Below are 21,852 nucleotides of genomic sequence, written 5' to 3'. Positions count from 1 at the left end.
TCCCGGAAGTTAACCATGAGTCGAGAGTCCGTCCTCATCCTCGTCATGGTACTGGTCTTGGTACTGATGTTCCTCGTTGTCATTTTCAGTGATACGGTCGTATAGCAGCATTAGCGATGACAACTCTGGAGATCAAATATTTCTGCGTGATATTTGATAGGTAGGGGTGTATATTAATCTTGACCCGGCGGTCGTCCGTTTCTTCCCGGGGCTTTCAATGGTTCCCCAGGGGACTTACCTATGTCAGGCCACATATACCTACCTATGGAAGAGAACTCACATCGAGAGTCCCGACGAGACTTCATGAAGAAGAGTGCACTGACCTCTGGCGCACTCGCAGTTGGACTTACTGGGAGTGCAACAGCGCAAGAGACGGGGACGACGAACGGAACTGGTACGACAACCGGAACCAGTGGTGACGTGGGCGATGGCGGCAAGGCGCTCATGTTCAACGATGAATTCCGACCGGGCGCTCAGTTCCGCGTCGTATCGCCGGTCCTCGAACAGAACCCGGACGTCGAAGGTGTAGAACAAGGAGACATCTGGAGTGAGTACAATACCCGACGTATTCAGTATCTAAACACCAACGAGGAAGTGTACTTCTTCCCCGCTCACGACGCCGAAATTCAGGAAGGGACCGTGTACGAACTTCAGACGAACTTCTCGTTGTTCGCAGACGAGACAAACGACGAGGGCGTCATCTCCGTCTCCTTCGAGCCGGTCTCGGAGGATGACGTGCTGATCTCCGAGGATGACGGCCAACTTGACCCTAACGAGGACTTTGAAATCGTCGACGGTGGGGGCAAAGCGTTGGTCCGCGCGGGCAACTTCTACCCCGGTTCGCTCGTCCAGATTACGAGCGACGTCTTGGAGTGGACTCCGCGCCAGCAAGTGCAAGGTTCAGACATCTTCTCGGCGTACAATACCCGACACGCGGAGTACCTCAATACGAACGACGAGTTCCCCATCTACACCGCTCATGATGGCGAGTTCGAACCTGATGCTGTGTACGTGATGCGTAACGAGTTCGACGTTACGGACCCTGAAGGGGCCCTTCTCACGGTGGACCTTGACCGGGTCAATCAAGACGACCTCGACGACGGATTCTTCTAATCTCCACTCGCCGTTTTCCGAGGGTGCACCATCTCAGGTAATAACGTGGGCGCCTCCGAGATTTTTGAAGTGTGGTGCACTGGTCGTAGAGTTCCCTTTCGGCCGGGGGTGTATCCTATCCCTGATCGGATTGAGAACAGTCAATACAGGGCCAGCATGCCTTATGGCATTGACACACATATTTGTCACGTGGCGCTACCTGATGGACTCGTACACCACGAACGGCCGAACGCAATTCTCGGGTGGGCATCTACGGGCGTCGTGGTTCTCGGATCAGTCGAGAGCCTCCTCACGAATGCCATCCTCTGGGGTGGGTTTGCCCTCTTCATCGCCGCTGTAGTGGCGGTGCCAGCATTCTCGACTGGTGAATGGACGGTCATCGTCCCATGGCCGCTCCCCCTCTTCGCCGCCGTCGCCGTCCTCGTCCGGTCGGTTGGTGTATACCCAGAAATTGCAGGTTACGTCGCTATCGCGACGCTTGCACTCGTCGTCGTCGTCGAACTAGATGCATTCACATCGGTTGAGATGAGTCGACGTTTTGCCGTTGGATTTGCCGTGTTAACTACGATGGCGATTCAGGGGCTGTGGACAGTTGCACAGTTCTACTCAGATATGTGGTTGGGCACGAAGCTCTTGCGCTCGCAGACCGAACTTCAGTGGGACTTCGTTATCGTGACAGCCGTCGGGCTCGTCGAGGGAGGAATCTTCGAGCGGTACTTCGAGCGATTTTCCCCGGCTGGGGCGGCTGAACAGTCGGTCGATGCGAGAGGGTCATCATGACGCTCGGTGATGTACTCCACCTCTCTGACCGCCAAGAGCGGCTACTCGTGCGAGCGATGCAGCTCACATTATCTGGTCTCCTGGTCTACGGGCTGGCGACGTACCAGCTGGGGATGGCTGTCAACGGAGGCCTCGCACTGGCAGTGACGTTCCTTCCAGCGTTGCTGCGCCGGGAATACGGTTACACGATGGACGTCGGACTTGTCCTCTGGATTACTGTGGCTATCTTCCTCCACAGCGTCGGATCACTCGGCCTCTATAGCAGGTACTCGTGGTATGATGAGATCACGCACACGATTTCGGCGACGGTCATCGCCGGTGTTGGCTACGCAACGCTCCGGGCGTTTGAGTGCCACTCTGACGACATAGACGTCTCGTCGGAGTTCCGAGCAGTGTTTATCGTCGTGTTCGTCCTCGCGTCCGGCGTACTCTGGGAGGTATTCGAATTCGCCGTTCCGTATCTGTCCCGCGTTCTCGGTGTTTCGTCTCCGGTTACGGTTTACGGAATCGACGACATTGTTACGGACATGTTATTCAACACGGTCGGCGCGGTCCTCGTGGCGTTCTGGGGGACGGGATACTTCGGTGGTCTTGCTGTATTCTTCAGACAACAGCTCAGCTCTAATAATAGTAAGTAGCATATGTCTATTCAGAGGGACAACCCATGTTCCCAATCTAAGACAGAGGGGCCTTCCCCCCGGAGATCTAATAACGAATTAGCTCCGCAAAGGGGGTCCCGCGAAAGAGACTCCGGTCGTGAAAATATCTTGACGAAGACAACTATGAACCAGGATGAAGAAAAAGAAGCCACCGACGCACCGGAGGATAAGAGGAGAGGTCGCCAAGAAGCAAACAAGCGCTGTCTAATCCTTAACCCGACGAGTGGCACTGCCGATCATATTGACAAGGTACGCCGTCTTGGGACGGATTGGGGATACCACATTAAGGAAACAGAACGTGAAGGACATGCGGTCGCACTCACACGGGAAGCCGTCACAGATGGTGTCGACCTACTGGCCGTCGCTGGAGGTGATGGGACCCTTCACGAAGTAATCCAAGGTCTTGTTGACGCAGATGCACTTGACGAGGTGACCCTCGGTGTCCTCCCAGCAGGTACAAAGAATATCTTTGCAACGAACATTGGGGTTACGGGTATCCAACAGGGGTTCGAAGTACTCGAGTACGGGGATCGACGACGCATCGATGTTGGGTTCGCCGGGGATGAGCCGTTCGTCATGTCCTGTATTGCTGGATTGCTTGCGAATGCGAGCGTAGCAACGTCTGGAGAGCTGAAAGAGCGCTTTGGTTCACTGGCATTCGTTATCACCGGCGTTCAAGAGGTTTTGACATTTGACGGGCTCAACATTGAGATTACTGTGGTTTCGAACGGGGAAGAGACAACTTGGACGGGGGAGGCATTGTGTGCGCTCGTCGGAAACGTCCGCCGCTTCGTAAAACAGGGCGGTCAGGCGAACATGGAGGACGGTCTCTTTGACGTGGTGATTGTCAAGCAGATGCCTACGAGCGATCTCCTCATCGAGGCGGTGGCCCACCGATTGCTCGGTCATGATACCGAGCACGTATCCCATGTGCAGGCAAGGCAGCTAGAAATCGACGAGTTACACGGTGAACCGATCGAGTTCAGCCTCGATGGTGAACCAAGTTCCCACGAACGGCTGGTGCTACATGTCTGTTCAAATGCACTTACCGTCTGTGTAGGCTCAGAATACGACCCCGAACCAGTGGAGAAGTAATGCATCTCTACCCTCAACCGATTACTCAGGGCGATTCTAACCTCTACTGAGAGGGGGAGACCCTTCGACGTATCTCAGCCGATAGTCCTGTCTCGTCTCCTGGCCCGTCGCGGGTACTATCGGTTTTTGATGCCATGGTCATTCGAGCGGGATTCGACGATTCCGCATCGGTCCACCACAGTCGGGACACTGGCCGGGGCTGGTCTCTGCGATGATGATATTCCCACAGTCGAAGCACTCGTAGGGGGTTTCTTCGTCCGATTTGGGGTCGACATCTCTCATTGGAGTTCACGAGTGCCAGCACGCAGCTCGGGGCACTCTGGATATGAATCAGACGTATATAAGGGAATATTCGGCTGTTGATTAACAAACCGTTTCCGAAATCAGGGGTTCGTTATCTAACCGCCTCAGCAGAAGCAGCGACGGGGAGATTATTCTCTTCGAAGAGCGTCGCAAACAGTTTGCGTTGGACAGTCCGAGCATGCTTATAGAAGGCAGGTGGAGAGATCCCCAATGTCGCTGCCACGTCTTCACCGGTGCTCTCGCGTGGTGACTCGAAGTACCCACTGTAGTATGCAGTCTGGATCACCTCGAGTTGTCGCTCGGTCAGCTTGTCGAGGAACCGCGAATAGAGATCGTGTGCTGCGGTCTGATCGAGCGTCTGCTTGGCGCGGAGTTCGACCGTGGAGAACGTCTCCCGGACGAGTTGGGTGATCGTTCGGACATCGATGCTGTCCGGAATGTCAATGACGAGCGTCGTCGTGGTTGAATCAGCCGTCGCTTCGCGGAACACGGCGCCGTGATCGGCCAGCTCTAAGGCGAGGAACGGCTGCGTAAGCCGGAGCCGCAAGACGCCGCCATCTCCATCGGTACTGATTGTCTGGACATCATCGATCGAAACCATGTGCGAGGCGGCTTCTGCGACGTCCTCCAGAGATGCGTCTTCGACAGTGACAAACACGTAACTCCCCTCTGTAGATTGTTGGACTCCGCCCTGATACGAGAGTGTGCATCCTGCGTCCCGTGCGAGCCGTGAGAGGACGAATGCCGGATCATCGATGGTGAACTCGACACGCGTCATTGATGTCGTGAGCAGCGCATTCTTCCGCTCGATCGCACTGAGAGCAGACGCGATGGTTTCGCCGAGTTCACCCAGGACGGCCTTCGTCGTGTCGTCGAACGCATCCTGAGTCGGTGCGTAGACCGTCAGTACCCCGTGCGTGAGATCATTGTACACGAGGGGGATACTCAATACAGAGAGGTAATCGCGAGCGAGCGCGTCTTTGCGCCACGGTTCGTCACGGAGCCCGGCAGCGACGTTTGTCACCATCGTCACGTCGCCAGTGGCCGCGGTTTGTCCGGCTGGCTCTGCATTTGCCACGTCGATGGCAAACGACTGGCTATCCAGATATCCCTGTTCGGAGCCTGCCCAGGCCTGTGGCTCGACGGTATCGGTCGCCGGGTCAACCGTACCTATCCAGGCGAACCTGAACCGGTCATCGGCGGTCAACAGTTCACAGACTGTATGATCGATCTCCTCTCGTGTTTCGGCTTGTACGAGTGCTTGATCGATTTCCCGAATCGTCTCGTTGATGCGGTTCAGGGCGGTGAGCTGTTCGTTTTGCTGTTGGAGTGTGCGATCCTGTTCACGGAGTCGGGACTCTCGTGTGACGCGGTCGAGGGCTGCCTCGGCGGTTGCGGCGAGGAGATCGGCCAGCTCCCGGGTTACGTCATCGAAGACGCCGACTTGGTCCGAGCCAGCGATGAACACGCCGTGGTTGCCGAGTGGAATGTAGGTTGCACTGCGAAGATCAGTCGCCCGGTTTTCGAGTCGATCAGCTTCGTGGACATCGTCGAAGAACAGCGCTTCGTCCTCGACGAAACTGTAGCTCGGGAGCGTTTCTCCGTCGGCATGAACGGTGGGGAGCGGTCCGTTGAGTTCTTTTATCGTGTCCGAGTGTGCTGCGGGCCGAAGATCGTTGGCATCGGCATCAAAGAGATAGACCGCACTCGTATCCAAATTGAGGACGCCGGATGTATCGTCGACGATGTGCTGGGCGATTTCCTGGTGGGTTTCGGCGTATAGAAAATCACGGGCGGTCTCTTGGAGGGTTGCGAGTGCCTCCTCGCGTTGTTTGCGTTTCGTGATATCCCGGCAGCTGAAGAGGAGCGTCCCGTCCTGAATCGATACTTTGCGGACGTTAACGAGGAGCGTGTGCTTACGACCAGCCTTGTCCGTTGCCGTGGTTTCGATGTTCTTGAGAACACCGTCTTCGACGAGTTCGGCGCGATCGAAGAGATCCTCACCCAGGAGATCGTCGATTGTCCCTTGTTCGTGAATCTCATCAGCCGTGTAGCCGAAGATGAAGTGGACGTTGGGACAGACGTACGTGTACTCGCCCTTTTCGTTCGTGATGAGGATGGTGTCGGTCATGTTGTTCAACGTAATACGATGGAGCTCCTCCGATTGTCGGAGATCCCGTTCGAGGTCAACACGTTCGGTGATGTCGACGCCGTCGACGACGACCGAGACCAGTTCACCACGTTCGTTCTCGACAGGGCGGACGGAGAGATCGATGACGCGCGGATCATTGATGCCCAGCGGCTGTTGGACAACTGCATTGCCGAACGACCCGCCGAGTGCCTTCTCCACGAGATGTTGGACGTCAGCGTTCGCCGCGTTCAGTTGTGACCACCACGGGAGCGTCCAGAATGGTTCGCCAACGATCGTGTCGATATCCTCGTTGATCATCTCCCGTGCGGTCTGGTTTACACGAGCGAGCGAGCCATCTGGATCCAGTACCCAGGTCGCCGTCCGAGAATCGTTGAATATCGCGTCGAACTGTCTGGCTCGCTCTCGTTGCGTGGTCGACCGCTGTGCGGACCGTATTGCACGTTCAGTTCGTTCGATGATTTCGTCGGTCCTCTGCTCCGCTGAATCTGTGAGCGCGATGTAATCGGTGACGCCGGCTTCGATGGCCTCACTAGCTATGGCTTCGTTCCCGACGGCAGTACCGAGTAGAACTGGAAGCGTGGTGGTTTCGGTGCGGACCTCCCTGAGGAGCTTAATTCCGGTTGTCTCCGGCAGCATGCACTCGCTAATGAGACAGTCTATAGCCCCCTTCTGAACGACATCAACCGCCTCCGATTTGGTTTCAACCGTTTGAACAGTTGCGTTAGTCCGTGTTTCGAGCAACGCTACGAATTGCGTGATCCACTCGCTTGCCCCGACAAGCAAGACGGTCGACGAATCGAGGACGGTTGAAGGGGACACCATTATTCGAAAGCTGGAGGCCAGCAGGAATGCAACTTGATGTCCATTCGAGCCTGGGCCCTGTTCTGCTGTGAGACTGGATTGAGACTCATGCTCGTAGCTAGTCAATGATTAAATATACATAGTTCCCCCTATGTACGTGTCCAGTCGACGTGCCCGATCAGACAGGCAAAATTAGGTCGCTGGAGGGGACTGTCTGATTTCCTTTCAGCTCATTGAATAACTTCGGTAGGTAACCTTGACTTCGGGAAGTCACATGAAAAATATCTATCTAGTTCACGTTTGGTACGCAAAGGCGCTGTTATAGTGGGGGACCGCTATCGGTGATCGAGAAGGGCCACATCAGTGGGTCGCTCGCATTAACACAACTGAGGTAGCATGTGCGAGAGACCCTCATAATATCGAATAGGATCGCCGTTTTCGCGTTGGGTCGTCCGCTCGAGTGTGACGTGATTACTGAGCCGACGAGCAAACTAAGATTTCGTGTCTGGCTCGATATCATTCCTTTCAGCCCATTGTTCGTATTGCTTGTATACATCCCCCGCGGCCACCGTACTTTCAGCGTCCTCAATGAGGTGGAGATCCGCGAACCGCTCGACGACTGCATCTGGGTCATCCGCAATATCCTCGATCGGCGGCGCTTCTGCTTGTTGAGCAGTCTCACTCTGCTGGTCCGCAGCTCCCCCATCTCTGCTCGATGTCACTGTCTCGAATAGTTTCTCTAGGGAGTGCGTTTCCCCGTCGGAGTATACGACCGGCTCACCCCCCTCATGAAGGATGACGATAGCGTACGACTCATGGCTGTATTCGGGCGTCGGGAGTTCATTGTCAGGGATGAATGGTTTCTTGATGCGCACCCAGTCAGCCTCGAACGCCGCCTTCGTGTCGTAAACATGTTGCTCACCATGTTCATACACGACGTACTCATCGGCTGCATGGTCGTAGCTGTAGATGGCAGGGACGCGGTCTTTCGATATATCCGCGAGCGTTGAGAGACGCATGTACTCGGTCCCATTGCCATCTTTGAGTACAAGGTCGTCTTCTTCGCGCCCCCTGACGGTTCGCCCAGAGTCCATCTCGCCAGCCGTAGGTCTGACCGCCGTTACGCCACCTTGTTCGGTCGCACCACCGTTGAAGGTGAGATGCTCGTCGACTTGGCGAGTCCTGCCTGTTCGAGGCCCTAACAGTAAGGACGTGCGAAGCGGACTACGTTGCACGTTTCAGAGAAGTGGACCGCCCGATAGCTTCGTCCCCTCGGCGACTACAACCGGGATTTCAATCACACGCCAGAATCGTTTTCGTGTCAGCCTCTATACTTCAGATCGTTATGGACTCTCTGGGGATCCGTCCTCAAACAGACAGGGTCAAGACGTCGGGAGGTGACGACTGGTGAGTGTCGAAGAGCCGTCAGTCGCTCTCCGAGAGCGGGCCAAACAGAACTACGAACGCGTGAAAAACGAGGTTATCTCGGAGGAAAAGCGGTCGATTCTGTCGGAGTATCGAGCCGACGACTTCGACGGCGTGCTGCTCATCGCGACGGCACCGAGAGGGGGTAGCAGCCTCCTTTTCGATATCCTTCGTCACCACGAGGGAACGTGTAGCCTCGACGGCGAACACGACAGGTGGTTCACTCTACACGGGATCGGTTACCCCGCGCTGGAGTCCGACGTCGTTTCGGCCGACTTCGAGTCGTTCGATAGGGAGAAACTCCTGACTGATCTTCTCGCCGAGGTCGGTGCGACCGACCGGTCCGGCGACCGAACGCATCGTGTGGATAACACGCTCCTCCGCCTTCCGTTGCAGTTCCCCGACCGAGACCTCCCCTACGAGCAGATACGCGAACAACTGCTCGAGGGAGCGTCGCTCGACGAGATACTCGAAGGATTCGGAATCCCCCCGTTGCAGTACGATGAGTATGCGGAGCGAGATTCGAGCAGTCCGTTCGAGGCCGAAACGATCGAGGACCGGCCGTTCGTCTCCTCGCATCGGTACAAGCGCGGTCTCACAGCAGACGATTTCGATCGGACGCTCGTCCTGAAAGCGAGCGGCGACGCGTACCGGCTCCCGTGGATCCGCGAGCAGTTATTCCCCGAGACCGACGTCAAAGTCGTCCATCTCACACGCAACCCAGCAGCGTCGACCAACGGGCTCTACGACGGGTGGCGGCTGAACAGGGGGTTCCAGACGTACAACGTGGGAGATCTGGATATCGACGGATACGACGGCTCGTTGTGGTGCTACGACCTCCCGCCGGGTTGGGTCCGCGAAGGGAAACTCGTCGACGTCTGTCTGATGCAGTGGGCGCAGGCCCATCGCCACATCCTCGATAACCGCGACGCGTTCGGGGACGTCCTTCGAGTCCGGTTCGAGGATCTTCTCACCGACACCCGCTCCACCGTCGAGGAGATCGTCGAGTTCGCCGATCTCGGCGAGTCGGAACTGCTCTCTGAGAACGTCGGGAACCCCAACAAGGTGATGACGACAAAAGAGCCGAGACACGCTCGCTGGCGAGATAGGGAGGAATTTGTCAAGAGCGCGCTCGCCCGGGCCGACGAGCCGTATACCGAGGTCGTCCGGGAGTTGGGATACACGGAGGAGTCAGAGTGGATCTGAGTGACACAGCGAAGGATGGGACAGTAGCACGGCGAGTCGCGTCGTTCGCTGAGACAACGACCGTCGAGACCGATGGCAAGGAAGTCCACAACCACAGTAAACGAGACGAATTCATGTCTAACGAGACGCCGAATACGGAGTCGATACCGACCCGGGCGCACAGTATCGAAACCACCGATGACGAGATTCAGAACAGCATGGACGGACTCTGCTGTATTTCGCTTCCGGGGGAGATCGACTGATGTCCGGACAAACGATATGGCTTTTCGGACTGCCGTGTTCCGGAAAGACGACCCTCGCCGAAGGATTGGTCGGCCCGAGCACGGTCCATCTGGACGGAGATTATCTCCGAAATACCCTCAATTCCGACCTCGGTTTCTCCAAGGAAGATCGAACCGAGAACCTCAGGCGAGCCGCCGGAGTTGCACAGGCGTTGAATGACCAGGGATTCGACGTCGTCGCGTCGTTCATCACCCCGTACCGCTCTCAGCGAGAACTGATCGCCGAGAAGGTTGAGGACGTCTCGTTCGTCCACGTTGATGCACCCGTCGAAGTGTGCGAGGAACGGGACGTGAAGGGGATGTACGAGCAGGCGCGCAAAGGAGAGATCGAGGGTTTCACCGGTATCGACGCACCGTTCGAGGAGCCGGCAGAAAAGGAGATCGGACTCGCGGTTCGGACGGCGAGGCGCTCAGAGGAAGAGAGTATCAAGAAGATCAACAGAGAACTGGAGTTCAAATTCGATCCGAGTCACATCTTCATCGGTCGCTGGCAGCCGCTCCACGATGGACACCGAACGATCATCGACTCCGCCGCCGATAACGGAAAAGACGTCGTCATCGCCATCCGCGACACCGAACTCAGCGAAAAGAACCCGCTCACCGCACAGGAGCGCCGAGAGCTGATCGAGGACGTCTACGGAGACCATCAGAACGTGGACACGATGATCATTCCGGACGTCGATACGGTCGCCATCGGACGGGACGTCGGGTATTCGGTCGTCTCGGTCCCGGAAGAGGTCGCAGAGATCAGCGGAACAGAGACGCGCGAGCAATACGAGAAGAGCGAACTTCTCGCTGGACAGCATCTCGAGGAATGACTCGTCATCGTCATCTCGACCATGGATAAGACAGGGCTGCTGTTCGACCGGTCCGAGTTACAGAACGCGATAGAGGCGGGAGAGCTCACCGCGTGGAAGAAAAAGAGATATACCTCGTTCAGGGAGACGATGCGGGAGACTCGCTATCCGTGTCACTTCGCGGTGAACGCGGAACGTAACGATACCGCTCGTTACCTCTTCGTCGGGAGTCCTCGTGACCGTGATGCGCTCTTCAAACTAAAAGAGGGGCTACAACAGTATCTCGAACGGTATCGGTCGATAGCCGAACGAACGACCTTGGTGGTGTTTTTCGAACCTCCCGACGGAGATCAGAGCGAACAGGAGTACCGTGACCGATTCTGGAGGGTGCTTGAGTTCCTAAACGAACGGGATCCGGAACCGTGGCCCAGTGACGTTCCCGAGGACCCGACTGATCCGGAGTGGGAGTTTTGCTTCTGCGGAGAGTCGATGTTTATCGTCGGTCGCGCTCCGTTCTATACGGATCGGAAGAGCAGATATACGCCGTACGGACTGGAGATAACGATACAGCCGCGGAGAGTTCTCGACGATATCAGCGGAGATACGACGGAGGGCCAGCGTGTCCGGTCGATTATCAGAGACCGGTTAGAGGACTACGACGATGTATCTCCTCATCCGGACATCGGTGACTACGGCGATCCCGATACTCGAGAGTGGAAGCAGTATCTGCTTCCAAAGTCCGACGATGAAAGTATGAGCGAGTTCCCCTTCGAGATAGATGCCGGATGATCAGAGCACAGTGGCAGATAACGGATATTCCGTGAGGCCCTTCGCAGAAAATACGTAATCGGAGATATTCTACCGTGGAGAGTGTGGACGTACGAGTTTGTTTCCGAGTCCAGACTCGGTGTCGACGTGATATTCCCACTCACCTCCGTACGCGGGAGGTCGCTCCCCCGTGTACCTGGGGTCGGTCTTGTGGACCGTGATGAAGTTATACGTGCCGTTGTCATCGTACCCCTTGCAGTTGATCGCGCTCTTTATCCAGCCTGTGTCGAGGAACGGTGTGTTCCCGTAGGTCCCTCGGTATTGGATTTTGTACTTACAGACGGTTAGGGTCTCTTGGTCCAGTTGGTCCACACTGCGGGCGGCTCCGCCAGGGTTCCCTGGTCGGCCGTCGCCGTAGTCCATGTACTAATCACCGTTTGCGTCGTAGGCGTAGAGTGCTTTGTAGTTCCCTGTGACGACTTCGCCTTCGTCTGGGAAGCCGTTGCGGTCCTCGTCTTTGAATTTACTCTTCGCAGTTTGTGCAGTGGCCGTGGTCGCTGGAAAGGCCAATATGGCTGTCGTACCGAGAAGGTACTTGAGTGCGGTACGGCGTGAGGGAGAGGCCAGTCCGTTGTGTGCCATTCGGGTTCACCGAATCTAAAATGATTGATAGAGACATATGCTTGCCTAAACGTGAGGTACGTACTGACAGTTTGTGTGTCGGTTCGTGCGTCAGATAGCGGCCATGATCCCTCTCAAAGTGTTGCCCAGAGTCGAAAGCAAGTCCAAGAAGTCTAACGGGCGGCTCAAGGGCTGATTCCGTCACGATAGTAATCATATCCCGGTGACCGATATTCGGACTACTAAACAGGATCAGACTATCTAGGTCTGGCTCTTGAGTAGCCGATTCTGTGGAACGGACTGTTTGCTCTGAACCAGTTTGAGCTGTCGTTGATTCCGCCTTGGAGTCGGCATGCGTGCTCGGAGATGGTGTTGGATGGGAGGGAGACTCTGAACGACGGGAAGAATATGATATCGCCGTATATACAACCAAGTGTCGGTATTTCCTTGAAGGCTCTTTAAAAACTCGTGAATACCGAGTCGGTGCTCGATAAAGGAATACGACCTTCGGTGTGAGACACGGTTATTTAAGGCTCTCAGGCTCATTCGATGACGGATCTGTGGCAAGCAGAAGTCTTCAAAGGTTCCCGGAACGAACAACACAGTATGAGTGGCCACGGCGAAACCCCCGAAGAAGAGAGCGAGGAGGAACAAAGTCAAATAGTGACGGTTAGTCTCGGGGAGACCGTCTACAATGGCGATGGGGAAGTTCTGGGGGAGGCCCGCGGGATCGCAGAGGCCGGATTCTTTGTCTCGACTCGTGAGGGGGTAGAACGTCTGAGTATTGAACACGCCCGTTCGGGGCACGACTTCGGTGAAGCCGAGCTTATGTGGCGGTGCACCAACTGCGGCGAGATGGGCGAGATTGACAAGGGATTCCCGGAGATCTGTCCGAACTGCGGGACCGAAAAAGAGAATATCATGTACTGGACCGAGGATTGAAGAATCTCTGTCGTCTGCTGCGAAGCATACCTTCAGTTTGTGCACTACACAAAGCGGTTCAAGTAGTCTACAACAAAGAGAGTATGAAGGGTGGCATTGTGCGTCTCAGCGAGTTTGATTGCATGGGATTCCGCGTTCTTCGACGCAAGCGTGCCATCCGTACTACCAGAGTCAAGCCGGACATATTTGAAGCGACGGAATCAATGACGATCAGCCATCCAACCTCGTTACTAAGGCCTGTTAGACAACAGGCACTACCACTAACCGGATGAGCATTCAGTCACCGTAGTAGTATTCACCGCTTGATTTCTGTTTCTGGTCAAGCTGACTCCCTGGCTTATTCACTCGTGGTCTACCAGTTTGCTCATCCCGCCGAAACGTGATCCCGAGCGAGGAGAGAAATGCATTCATTCCAGCCCGCATTGCTTGTGGGGTACTTGCCTGCCCGCGGCGACCAGGTTCCCCGTCAAACACGATCAACCGGTCTGCCACCCGGTCGATAACGAAGAGGTCGTGATCAACGACCAGTACTGGGCAGTCTGTTTGTTTACTAAATTGTTGGACCTGGTCGGCGATGGACACTCGGTGGTTGACGTCCAAGAATGCCGACGGTTCGTCTATGAGATAGAGGTCCGCGTCACGCGCGAGACAGAGTGCAATACCAACACGTTGTAACTCACCACCCGAGAGTGAACCGAGGGAACGATCATACAGCGGTTCAAGTTCGAACGGGTCTTGGATTCGCGTCGTGAAGGACTGTGAGTGAATATCTGCGACCGTTGTGAACCGCTCACGAACCGTTTCGTCGCTATCCGGTGTAATGTACTGTGGCTTGTACGACACTGTCACCTCATCCAGACCGGTTCCGTTGTCGGCATCTATACTTCCAGTAAGTAATTTCACGAACGTCGTTTTACCAAGCGCGTTCTCCCCAACGATACCAATCGTCTCACCGGCATGTACCTGTCCGAGTTCGACTCTAAGCGAAAATTCCCCGAACGCTTTTTCCAATTGTGGATAATTGAGGACTGGCTCACCCGACTGGACACCACGCTCGCCGGCCGTGGGAAAGTCGATTGAGTTCCGTCGAATCTGGACGTTCTCCTCTTTCAGCCGACCATCCAGGAACTGGTTGATGCCTGTTCGAACCGCTAATCGTTGAGCGACGACACCGAACCCACCTGGTTCACCGTACAATACGTGGATCGCGTCGGAGAGGAGGTCTAGTGTCGCTAGATCGTGTTCGACGACAAGTGCCGCTGCATCCGTTTCCTGGACGTGGCTGCGGATTGTCCGCGCGACTGACAACCGCTGTTCGATATCTAGAAACGACGATGGTTCGTCGAACAGATAGAGATCCGCATCGGTCGACAAGGTGACCCCGATCGCAACCCGCTGACGTTCGCCACCGGAGAGATCAGCCAGCGACCGATCCCGGATCGACCGAAGATCGAGTTCGTCAACGAACCGGTCTGGATCGTCCGAACGTGCAACAAGCAACTCATTCACCGTCTTGACATCGCCCTCGTGAAGTGCGTCGACACGTTGATTCTTATAGGCAGTCGTGACACTGTCATCTCGAAGCCGCTCAAGATGCGTCTGAAGGGTTGTCCCACGAAAAGATTCTATTGCCTGATTCCAATCGGTTTCCTCATTTGTGGTACCAAAATTCGGTACCAGCTCACCGGCCAGAATGCGGAGGACAGTGCTTTTCCCGATCCCGTTGCGACCGAGGAGTCCGACGATTCTACCATCTTCCGGGACAGGGAGATCGTGCATCCGGAATCCGTTATCGCCATACTGGTGAACAAGTTGGCCGGTTTCAGATGGAAGCGGGACAATCTGGATTGCGTCGTTCGGAATCTTCTTCTCAATGAGTTTGTGCTCGCGCATCACGTTCACATCATCGATGTGAAGTTCCCCGTCTTCGGTGACGTAGAAACCTTCGTAACCGGATCGATTCAGCGGATCGTATTTGACGGCAATGTTCCGTACCTCGTCGGTGACCTTGTCTTGGTCAATGATTGCGATGTATTTCTCAGTTCCAGAATTTGAAGGGGGCATCATAGATTGTACGAGTCTATGGTTCATGCCTTCATTAGTACCAGTACTCGCAAAGTCATTTGAAGCAGATACAGAGATCCGAACGGAGGTAATAGTTTGGTGTATGGACTTATCCTCGGTAGTCAGCGCGGCCGCCGATGATGGAATCTACCTGTACTGAGCATCTCTGATGATCAAATCACGCAAAGACGATGCTGTATTTGTGCGTTATATTCAGCACACTCTCGTCAAACTATCACCGATTGAGGGTTTCAACAGAGCCAGAACGTCGTGTTTCTCCCCGCACGCCGGACACCGGGTAGTGTCGCTCCCGTCGGCCGCTCTGTCGCGTTCGGTCTCGAATCGAGTGTTACATCGCTCGCAACTGAGTTCAGTCACGGATGTCCCCGCTCACCGCAGCGGTGGCACTCTCGGGAAGTGCCGTCGGGGGCGACATACCTCACCGGAATACCCGCCTCTCTGCGCGGGTCGCTGTTCATTCGGTCATCGCCTCTAGCATTTCCTCGAGGTTCTCTAGCCTGAACCATAGCCGCACGCACGCCGTGACCCCGGCCTCGGCGTTACCGAACTCGGCTTCGAGGGCGGCCAGCGTGTCGTCATCAAGGCCGCCGGTGGGGTTAGTCATCGCTACCACTCACGGCGTCCTGCCGGGCCGTCGAGCAGTGCGGCTGCGGCGGCCACGTCCTTCGCGTCAAAGTCTCGGAGCGTTAAGCGCGAAGCAACGTGTCCATCACTCTACTCACTAACGAACTCTATCCCTTCGGAGTCGTTCATGTCTTACGGAGTAACCGGGGACAGAGGATGCATCTGTCCGACTTTGGGGGTTGCGTCAGCAGGGACCTCACTTGCTCACCGCAATCCCGGGCGTCGAGAGAGGCGGTCAGGGTTCATCTGTATCCAATAGTTTCAGAATGAATGTAGCCCATCCTTTATCGTTTAGACACTCGCATTCGGATATCCTCGGCAGGCCGCAGCGTCGTCGCCATATCTAATTCAGGATCAGGGTCGGACAGGAGCTCAAACTCAGTCGACTGAGCGGGGATTGACGATGGGATGGTAGTTCGATGAGTACGAGGGTGTAAGTAGGAGATAGACGACTGGTCAAGCATGGCGACGTTCGAAGTATTCCAGGATTCAGCAGGAGAGTGGCGGTGGCGGCTCGTCGCGCCGAATGGGAAGATCATCGCGGACAGCGGCGAAGGTTATCAGTCGAAACAGGGTGTGGAACGGGGTATCGATAGTGTGAAACGGAACGCTGGAGGCGCCGACATCCAGTTTGTCGACGAGTAGTATTCGAAGTATTTCTGACGTGAATTCACGATAACCCGTCTATCGGTGATACATTGGGCCGTCACGGTCTCTACCTCCTGAACCCTCATCCGACCGGATAATGAAAGGGATGGGGGTATCATGGCCTCTATCGCCCGTTTCTGGTGGTCTCGTGGTTATCTTGTGAGTTATCTGTGGTCCACTTGCGGGTTCTAAGTAAGAAATGTTGTCCCGATTGCGTCATCCATTGGTTCCTGTTGCTGTCACAATCTTGTTCACCATACCCTGGCTGTGGGTGTTCCAAGCCTACGGTGGGTACGGTGCCGTTCACCCCGGCAAGAACATCACGCCCGTCGTGGCGGTCGTTGTCGCGGGCCTCGGGATTCTGGGAGCGTCGTTTATCCTGGCGTGGGCGGCGGAGACGGCGGAGAAGGACGTTCCGCAGGCGTTCGCTATCGCGGTGCTCGCAGTGCTCGCCGTCGCACCCGAGTATGCCGTCGACGCCCTCTACGCGTGGGAGGCCGGACAGGGTTCGATGAAAGCAGCGAACCTCGCGGTTGCGAACATGACGGGCGCGAACCGTATCCTCATAGGACTCGGTTGGGCCGGTATCGCTTTGTTCAGCATCTACCGCGCCACCCGATCCCCCGACTCTGCAGTCGAAAAACGTGATGGCCTGCTCGCGGACGCCGTCAGTCTGGACCGTGGCATCTCCCTCGAGATCACATTCCTGCTGGCGGCAACCGCCTTCGCGTTCCTCGTTCCGCTCGGCGGCGGTATTGGCCCTCTCGATACGCTCGTCCTCGTCGGGTTGTACGTGCTCTATCTCGTCGTTATCGTTCGTGGCGAGGTCGAAGCATCCGAAGCCCACGGGAGCGTCCCCACATACTTTCAAGACTTCTCGAAACTCGGGCGTGTAGTTGTGGTGCTCACAGGATTCGTGTTCTCCGGTGCGGTCATCTTCACCGCTGTCCACCCATTTGCTGAAGGCCTTGAACAAGTGGGATTGCGGTACGGGGTACCGGAGTTCTTCATGATCCAGTGGCTCGCTCCGCTTGCCTCCGAGAGCCCCGAGCTCATCGTTGTCGCCTACCTCGTGAACAAGGCACGGTCGACGGCGGGGTTCAACGCACTCATCTCCTCGAAACTCAACCAATGGACACTCCTCATCGGCACCCTTGCCGTCGTCTACTCTATCTCCCTCGGGAGTGTGGGGACGCTCCCGTTCGACGGGAAGCAGGCCGCCGAAATCTGGATCACGGCTGCCCAGAGCCTATTCGCCATCGCAATCCTCACGAACTTCTCGATCAGTGCCCGCGAAGCCCTCCTCTTGCTCGGATTGTTCGCATCCCAGGTGCTCGCAGAATTCTACCTCGTCCAGACCTACCCGGAAGCAACAGCGACAGCGCTCAGTATCACCGTCCTCTACGCATACACCCTGCTCTACCTCGTGCTCGCTAGTGTGGTGTTTGTACGACGCCGACAGAGCGTCCAGCGCCTCCTCCGCCGGACGATTCAGGATATCCGGGAGGCACTCACAGTCCGTGGAGAGCAAGGACAGCCCGATCACGCGGACTGACTTAGAAGATCCGAGCAGAGGATTGGGCTGAATGCCAATTCTGTTAGCAGCTGAAGTTTCAGCGGGGTCACTTTGCTACGACACAACCGAAGCAGATCCGTTCACCAGCGATCGGACAGGCCACGAGTGTGAGTGGCCCTCTTGTTCGAGAAGAGCACGTAGCGTGAGGCCATTGAGCTGAGAAAGGTGCTCAGCGATCGCACTGTCCCTGTTCAGTTCGTACCACTGAGAATGCCCCGACTGGGCCGTCTGCTCAACGAGGCCAATTTTGATGAAGTCGTCCAAGTGGTTGTTACCTACGCCGAGGCGATGGCCGCGGACTGTACCCTGATCGGTGCAGCTCACCCGGAATCCGCTGCGAGTGAGGTCATCGGCGATGCGGGCTACCTCGCCGAGCCGAGCGTAGAGTCGATCATCGACAAAATAACTTGCACACTCGACGGCCACCGATCTCCCGAAGATCCGCTCGAACGGGCAACGCGGTTCGACTGGGACGCCGTCGCGGAACAAGCAGAGACGACGTACGAACGAGCAATCGCCGGTAAATAGTAACACTCGCGAGGGCTGTGTCTCGTCCGATGATTAATCGAGTGATCGTACGAATTCGTCGCTGGCCGTCCACTTCCCGCTCGAACTGAGTAGCGTGCAGTTCTCGTATACAATCGTCTCACCACTTCCTGCGGACTCGACGATGATTCGAAATTCGGCCTCGCAGGCGAACAGCGAGTGGATCTCGTCACCATGCGCGCTGCTGGTGAGCACACCGTCGATCAACTGCACATCAGCATCAGAATCACAACTGACGACGAGCGAGAGACTCCCGGAAAAAGACTGATCTGTCTCCTCGCACTCAACTCGAATCTCGTCCCCGTCCGAGGTGCTGAACTGTTTCATTAGACTGATGTTCGAGCGTCAACAGTCTATTTCCTCTGCTGGCTTTTAGAAAGGCAGGGGACGCCTTTGACCGCGAGGCTGTGCCGAATCTAGATCGAGTGCCGCCCTATCTTGTGAGGTATCTTGCTTACGCCGACTGGGATGTCTAGTCTAATTCACCAATGACCACCGTAACCGCGATTTCGACGGACGAGGCGCTACCCGTGACCTGCCCGAGCTGTCAAAACGTAATCCCGGTCAAGATGACCTCGAAGGTAGAATACACCGACTACAACCCAGACGGAATCATCGACGCCACCTGCGCACAGTGCGGGGAGCACTTCGCTGTCGGCTTTCGGCGACAACACGGGTGATTAGAGTCATAACGCGGAGGTCAACTACGATGATATGAATCTCTACCGGCGTTCCATCGACCTCAACGGTCGCCGAGGGCTCACTCCCACCGTCGGTGACGGCTACGACTGGGACCTCCGCCCGTAGATTCACGAGCGCCGTCCGACCGGTCTGGCCAGGTGTCTTCGAGAGTGGTGGTCACTCGTTGATAGTGGACTGTGGTCCTCGTCGCCAAATAGTCTCTTTCGGGTGGCATGAGTAAGTTTTGTTGGGAGGGTGGAAACGACCTGACTCCTTCAACCCTCCCTCTTCAAAAGTATTGGACAGCGTTAACATGTCATCCGGGATTCTCTGCCAGGATGTTCTACTTCGTCTTACGGCCCTAAGCCAAAGTGCCCTCACAGCCCAAAACCGCGCGACGATGCGCGGTTGTTCACTTCTAACGGTGGTGTCGACGTGGATGATTCCTCCGATACGACGATGGACGTTTGTGACCCCACTAGAGCAGGAGTCCATACCGAACTGGAGTTTGGCAGGTCATGGCCAGGGAGTTTCCGGCCGCTAGTCAATGACGGAATCGGAAACGTCCAATCCTTCCGCCAGGTTGTACACTTTAAAAAGCCAGTTGACACTATGAATCTGGTTTGAAGATGATTTTGTTTGTTTTATCTGGACGTCGCGAAGCCGTGGAGAGACTAACGCATTGTTCGTTACATCTCTCATGTTTACACGATGTAGGTGATCTATTAACCAAGCAGCTAGAAAAACACACAGTATCAATTGGAACTGTGTGTACACTTGGTATTTCGGCGCGGAGACATTCCTGAAACCACTTACCTGCAGTAATCTGGGTGAAGAGAACCACTCTCGCCAAACTAACTTTTACGACGGCCCCTTCTCACAGTTGAACTGTATAATAGCGAATTTCACTAGAAGATATCCTAAGATACGCCTTATAGAACTCTTATAGGCGACATTCGATACCGTTCACTTTCATTCACTAAGCAAATATACTCCTACCAATTATCTGTTGATTGTCCAATTACATCTATCTACTCATTCCTTCTATCCTTACTTATTCAAGTCGAAATGGGCTTTTGACGAGACGATGTATGCTTCTTCCCCATAAAGAGAGTTCGTAGACTCCTCGTTCTCCGACGCTGTGTCGTTGTAATATCCGTGAGCGCGCTTTTTTAGACATCTGAGATTACATACATAGAACTGTAATGCCAGCGTGTAGTATCGAGTGAATAGTAGGACGTGATGACTATCTGTTCTCTGGTTGTTTAGTTGCACCGGTGACGCCGGTCAGTGGCCGAATCAGACTCTTGTTTCGATCTCGTTTGGGAACCTATATTGTTGTGTTTTCCAAGCGGCACTGTCCGCATCAGTATGGGCATCAACCGGCAGGCGGGTGCGGACGTCCACGAAGTATCGGTCCCTCTATCTAGTCGGCGAGGATAACGGTAACCGGTCGAAATCAGCGCCGTTGAGGACGTGATGCGAGACTCACTAACTCCAATGCGGTCAATTAGGTGTTACACCCCCAATTTTGTAACTGCCCCGAACCATACAGTCTAGCCGTTCGATAGTTATTGAGATCGACCGATGATCGAGTACACGCCTCACCTGGACACTCGTTCAGACACGCTGAACAAGGATTTCGTCGACGTTGCCGATTGGTAGGTGTCTCAACGTCGGGACTCTCTCATTGGTGACCGGTAAACACATGTTCATTGCGCACATATACCTGATGATGCAAACGGCAATCAATCTGTTTACCCTCAGCGATCTCGAGAAGACACATACACTGCCAGAGGTGCTTGAATTGTGTGCAGACGCAGGGCACGACGGCGTTGAATTCCTCCATCGGTTCCCGGAAGCCGACTCGGAGGCTGTCAAGCGGACACTGGATTGACCGGTCTGGAGGTTCCTGGTGCACATCTCGGCCCGTTTATCAGCCTGGACGAACAGCCAGCCGAGCTCGAACGAACCATCGAATCGTACGCGGCCGTCGACTGTGGCGCCCTGGCGGTTTCCGTCGGCGATCGGGCGTACTTTGAGTCAGCCGACCGTATCGCAGAAATGGCCCAAAAATTGGAGTCACTCGCTGAGACAGCCGCAGGTTACGATCTCGACTTTCTCTATCACAACCACCACTGGGAGTTTCAGCCCCTCTCAGGGACTGATACGGCGATCTTCGACGTGCAGATGGCAGAAATCGACGACTCCGTCGGCGTCGAACTCGATGTCGGCTGGGTCGCTGCGGGTGGCGATGATCCGGTTAAGCGAATTGAGTCGCTGGGCGACCGACTCGAAATTCTCCACATCAAGGACGTTGATATTGCGGAGAAACGGTCCGTCGAGGTCGGGGAAGGTGACGTCGATCTCGCGTCCTGTGTCGATGCAGCACTGGCGACGGGCGTCGATTGGTTCGTCTACGAGCACGATGAACCGAGCGACCCACTCGCCTCCCTCGAGACCGGTGCTAGGTTCCTCTTAGACCTACAGTAGATCTTATATTTTTGAACCGGTAGCATCTTCGTCATAATACGCCGCTCTCTGTCACCTCCGAAAAACGACCGTTCAGCCTAGATGAACTACATTCTGATTCCTGGCCGATATCCTGATTTTCGTTTTAGAGATGTATATTTTACATATATGTCTGTGAGGCCGTTATTTTGTTCGAATATATACTAGACATACCCACAGTAATCTCTGTGACAGAAACGTACTTATCTGGTATCATTCCGCTATCTCTTCTCGTCGA

General features: G+C 55.4%; 22 protein-coding genes and 1 pseudogene. 15 read left to right on the top strand and 8 right to left on the bottom strand.

All coding sequences use genetic code 11. From position 1 onward, the window contains the following. Nucleotides 1–240 precede the first annotated feature (240 nt). The 4 genes from ACFQEV_RS08220 (at nt 241) to ACFQEV_RS08205 (ending at nt 3,647) form a co-directional block, all read left to right on the top strand. Nucleotides 241–1,113, top strand: coding sequence for a twin-arginine translocation signal domain-containing protein (locus tag ACFQEV_RS08220; protein WP_379694708.1), 873 nt, complete (start codon nt 241–243; stop codon nt 1,111–1,113). 189 nt (nt 1,114–1,302) lie between these two features. Beyond that, nucleotides 1,303–1,893 carry a hypothetical protein gene (locus ACFQEV_RS08215; RefSeq protein ID WP_379694705.1) on the top strand — a complete coding sequence of 197 codons (591 nt, stop codon included), beginning with the start codon at nt 1,303–1,305 and terminating at the stop codon, nt 1,891–1,893. Further along, nucleotides 1,890–2,531: a DUF2238 domain-containing protein gene (locus ACFQEV_RS08210; protein ID WP_379694702.1), complete on the top strand. Its 642-nt coding sequence runs from the start codon at nt 1,890–1,892 to the stop codon at nt 2,529–2,531. The genes ACFQEV_RS08215 and ACFQEV_RS08210 overlap by 4 nt, the downstream gene beginning before the upstream one ends. Nucleotides 2,532–2,675: 144 nt before the next feature. Next, complete coding sequence (locus ACFQEV_RS08205) at nt 2,676–3,647, top strand: diacylglycerol/lipid kinase family protein (RefSeq protein ID WP_379694699.1); 972 nt, start codon at nt 2,676–2,678, stop codon at nt 3,645–3,647. A 138-nt stretch (nt 3,648–3,785) separates the two neighbouring features. Here the strand turns inward: ACFQEV_RS08205 and ACFQEV_RS08200 are convergent, their stop codons facing one another. From ACFQEV_RS08200 to ACFQEV_RS08190, 3 genes are all read right to left on the bottom strand, one after another. Further along, nucleotides 3,786–3,929: a rubrerythrin-like domain-containing protein gene (locus ACFQEV_RS08200; protein WP_379694697.1), complete on the bottom strand. Its 144-nt coding sequence runs from the start codon at nt 3,927–3,929 to the stop codon at nt 3,786–3,788. A gap of 112 nt (nt 3,930–4,041) precedes the next feature. Continuing rightward, complete coding sequence (locus tag ACFQEV_RS08195) at nt 4,042–6,924, bottom strand: bacterio-opsin activator domain-containing protein (protein ID WP_379694694.1); 2,883 nt, start codon at nt 6,922–6,924, stop codon at nt 4,042–4,044. Nucleotides 6,925–7,394: 470 nt separating this feature from the next. Beyond that, nucleotides 7,395–7,997: a hypothetical protein gene (locus tag ACFQEV_RS08190; protein WP_379694691.1), complete on the bottom strand. Its 603-nt coding sequence runs from the start codon at nt 7,995–7,997 to the stop codon at nt 7,395–7,397. 313 nt (nt 7,998–8,310) lie between these two features. Here ACFQEV_RS08190 and ACFQEV_RS08185 point away from each other — a divergent pair, with 313 nt between their 5' ends. The 4 genes from ACFQEV_RS08185 to ACFQEV_RS08170 are packed head-to-tail and all read left to right on the top strand — an operon-like array spanning nt 8,311 to nt 11,401. After that, nucleotides 8,311–9,534 (top strand): hypothetical protein, encoded by a 1,224-nt coding sequence (locus ACFQEV_RS08185; RefSeq protein ID WP_379694689.1) that lies wholly within the window; start codon nt 8,311–8,313, stop codon nt 9,532–9,534. Next, on the top strand, nt 9,525–9,776 hold the full coding sequence (locus ACFQEV_RS08180; RefSeq protein WP_379694686.1) for a hypothetical protein: 252 nt from the start codon (nt 9,525–9,527) through the stop codon (nt 9,774–9,776). The genes ACFQEV_RS08185 and ACFQEV_RS08180 overlap by 10 nt, the downstream gene beginning before the upstream one ends. Further along, complete coding sequence (gene cysC, locus ACFQEV_RS08175; protein WP_379694683.1) at nt 9,776–10,633, top strand: adenylyl-sulfate kinase; 858 nt, start codon at nt 9,776–9,778, stop codon at nt 10,631–10,633. Before ACFQEV_RS08180 ends, cysC begins: the two co-directional genes overlap by 1 nt. 21 nt (nt 10,634–10,654) lie before the next feature. Next, on the top strand, nt 10,655–11,401 hold the full coding sequence (locus ACFQEV_RS08170; protein WP_379694680.1) for a YqcI/YcgG family protein: 747 nt from the start codon (nt 10,655–10,657) through the stop codon (nt 11,399–11,401). A gap of 69 nt (nt 11,402–11,470) precedes the next feature. Here the strand turns inward: ACFQEV_RS08170 and ACFQEV_RS08165 are convergent, their stop codons facing one another. Further along, a complete protein-coding gene (locus ACFQEV_RS08165; RefSeq protein WP_379694677.1) occupies nt 11,471–11,803 on the bottom strand; it encodes a hypothetical protein in 333 nt (110 codons plus the stop codon). 3 nt (nt 11,804–11,806) lie between these two features. After that, nucleotides 11,807–12,022: a hypothetical protein gene (locus tag ACFQEV_RS08160; protein ID WP_379694675.1), complete on the bottom strand. Its 216-nt coding sequence runs from the start codon at nt 12,020–12,022 to the stop codon at nt 11,807–11,809. A 585-nt stretch (nt 12,023–12,607) separates the two neighbouring features. Between ACFQEV_RS08160 and ACFQEV_RS08155 the strand changes: the two genes are divergently transcribed. Continuing rightward, nucleotides 12,608–12,943, top strand: a complete 336-nt coding sequence (locus ACFQEV_RS08155; protein ID WP_379694673.1) for a TFIIB-type zinc ribbon-containing protein — start codon at nt 12,608–12,610, stop codon at nt 12,941–12,943. A 276-nt stretch (nt 12,944–13,219) separates the two neighbouring features. Here ACFQEV_RS08155 and ACFQEV_RS08150 read toward each other — a convergent pair whose 3' ends face one another. After that, entirely contained in the window at nt 13,220–15,034 is a 1,815-nt protein-coding gene (locus ACFQEV_RS08150; protein ID WP_379694671.1) for a ribosome biogenesis/translation initiation ATPase RLI, read from the bottom strand. 448 nt (nt 15,035–15,482) lie between these two features. Next, the gene (locus tag ACFQEV_RS08140; RefSeq protein WP_379694666.1) at nt 15,483–15,632 is read right to left on the bottom strand and encodes a hypothetical protein; all 150 of its coding nucleotides are present in this window, start codon (nt 15,630–15,632) and stop codon (nt 15,483–15,485) included. Nucleotides 15,633–15,649: 17 nt separating this feature from the next. Between ACFQEV_RS08140 and ACFQEV_RS19900 the strand changes: the two are divergent. The 4 genes and pseudogenes from ACFQEV_RS19900 to ACFQEV_RS08125 all read left to right on the top strand — a co-directional run. Further along, a pseudogene (locus ACFQEV_RS19900) lies at nt 15,650–15,718 on the top strand (hypothetical protein); the annotation flags it as partial. Between the two features lie 396 nt (nt 15,719–16,114). Further along, on the top strand, nt 16,115–16,297 hold the full coding sequence (locus tag ACFQEV_RS08135) for an HVO_2922 family protein (RefSeq protein ID WP_379694664.1): 183 nt from the start codon (nt 16,115–16,117) through the stop codon (nt 16,295–16,297). Nucleotides 16,298–16,499: 202 nt separating this feature from the next. Continuing rightward, nucleotides 16,500–17,855: a sodium:calcium antiporter gene (locus ACFQEV_RS08130; RefSeq protein ID WP_379694662.1), complete on the top strand. Its 1,356-nt coding sequence runs from the start codon at nt 16,500–16,502 to the stop codon at nt 17,853–17,855. A gap of 231 nt (nt 17,856–18,086) precedes the next feature. After that, on the top strand, nt 18,087–18,404 hold the full coding sequence (locus ACFQEV_RS08125) for a hypothetical protein (RefSeq protein ID WP_379694659.1): 318 nt from the start codon (nt 18,087–18,089) through the stop codon (nt 18,402–18,404). Nucleotides 18,405–18,437: 33 nt separating this feature from the next. On the opposite strand, the gene ACFQEV_RS08120 is transcribed toward ACFQEV_RS08125, so the two are convergent. After that, nucleotides 18,438–18,749 carry a hypothetical protein gene (locus tag ACFQEV_RS08120; protein WP_379694656.1) on the bottom strand — a complete coding sequence of 104 codons (312 nt, stop codon included), beginning with the start codon at nt 18,747–18,749 and terminating at the stop codon, nt 18,438–18,440. 161 nt (nt 18,750–18,910) lie between these two features. On the opposite strand from ACFQEV_RS08120, the gene ACFQEV_RS08115 reads away from it, so the two are divergent. Next, entirely contained in the window at nt 18,911–19,102 is a 192-nt protein-coding gene (locus ACFQEV_RS08115; protein ID WP_379694654.1) for a hypothetical protein, read from the top strand. 1,894 nt (nt 19,103–20,996) lie between these two features. After that, entirely contained in the window at nt 20,997–21,596 is a 600-nt protein-coding gene (locus ACFQEV_RS08110; RefSeq protein ID WP_379694651.1) for a sugar phosphate isomerase/epimerase family protein, read from the top strand. The last annotated feature ends 256 nt before the right edge of the window (nt 21,597–21,852 follow it).

Source organism: Halopelagius fulvigenes, assembly GCF_042662625.1.
Classification (GTDB): Archaea; Halobacteriota; Halobacteria; order Halobacteriales; family Haloferacaceae; genus Halopelagius; species Halopelagius fulvigenes.
This window is presented reverse-complemented; position numbering and strand designations above follow the sequence as displayed.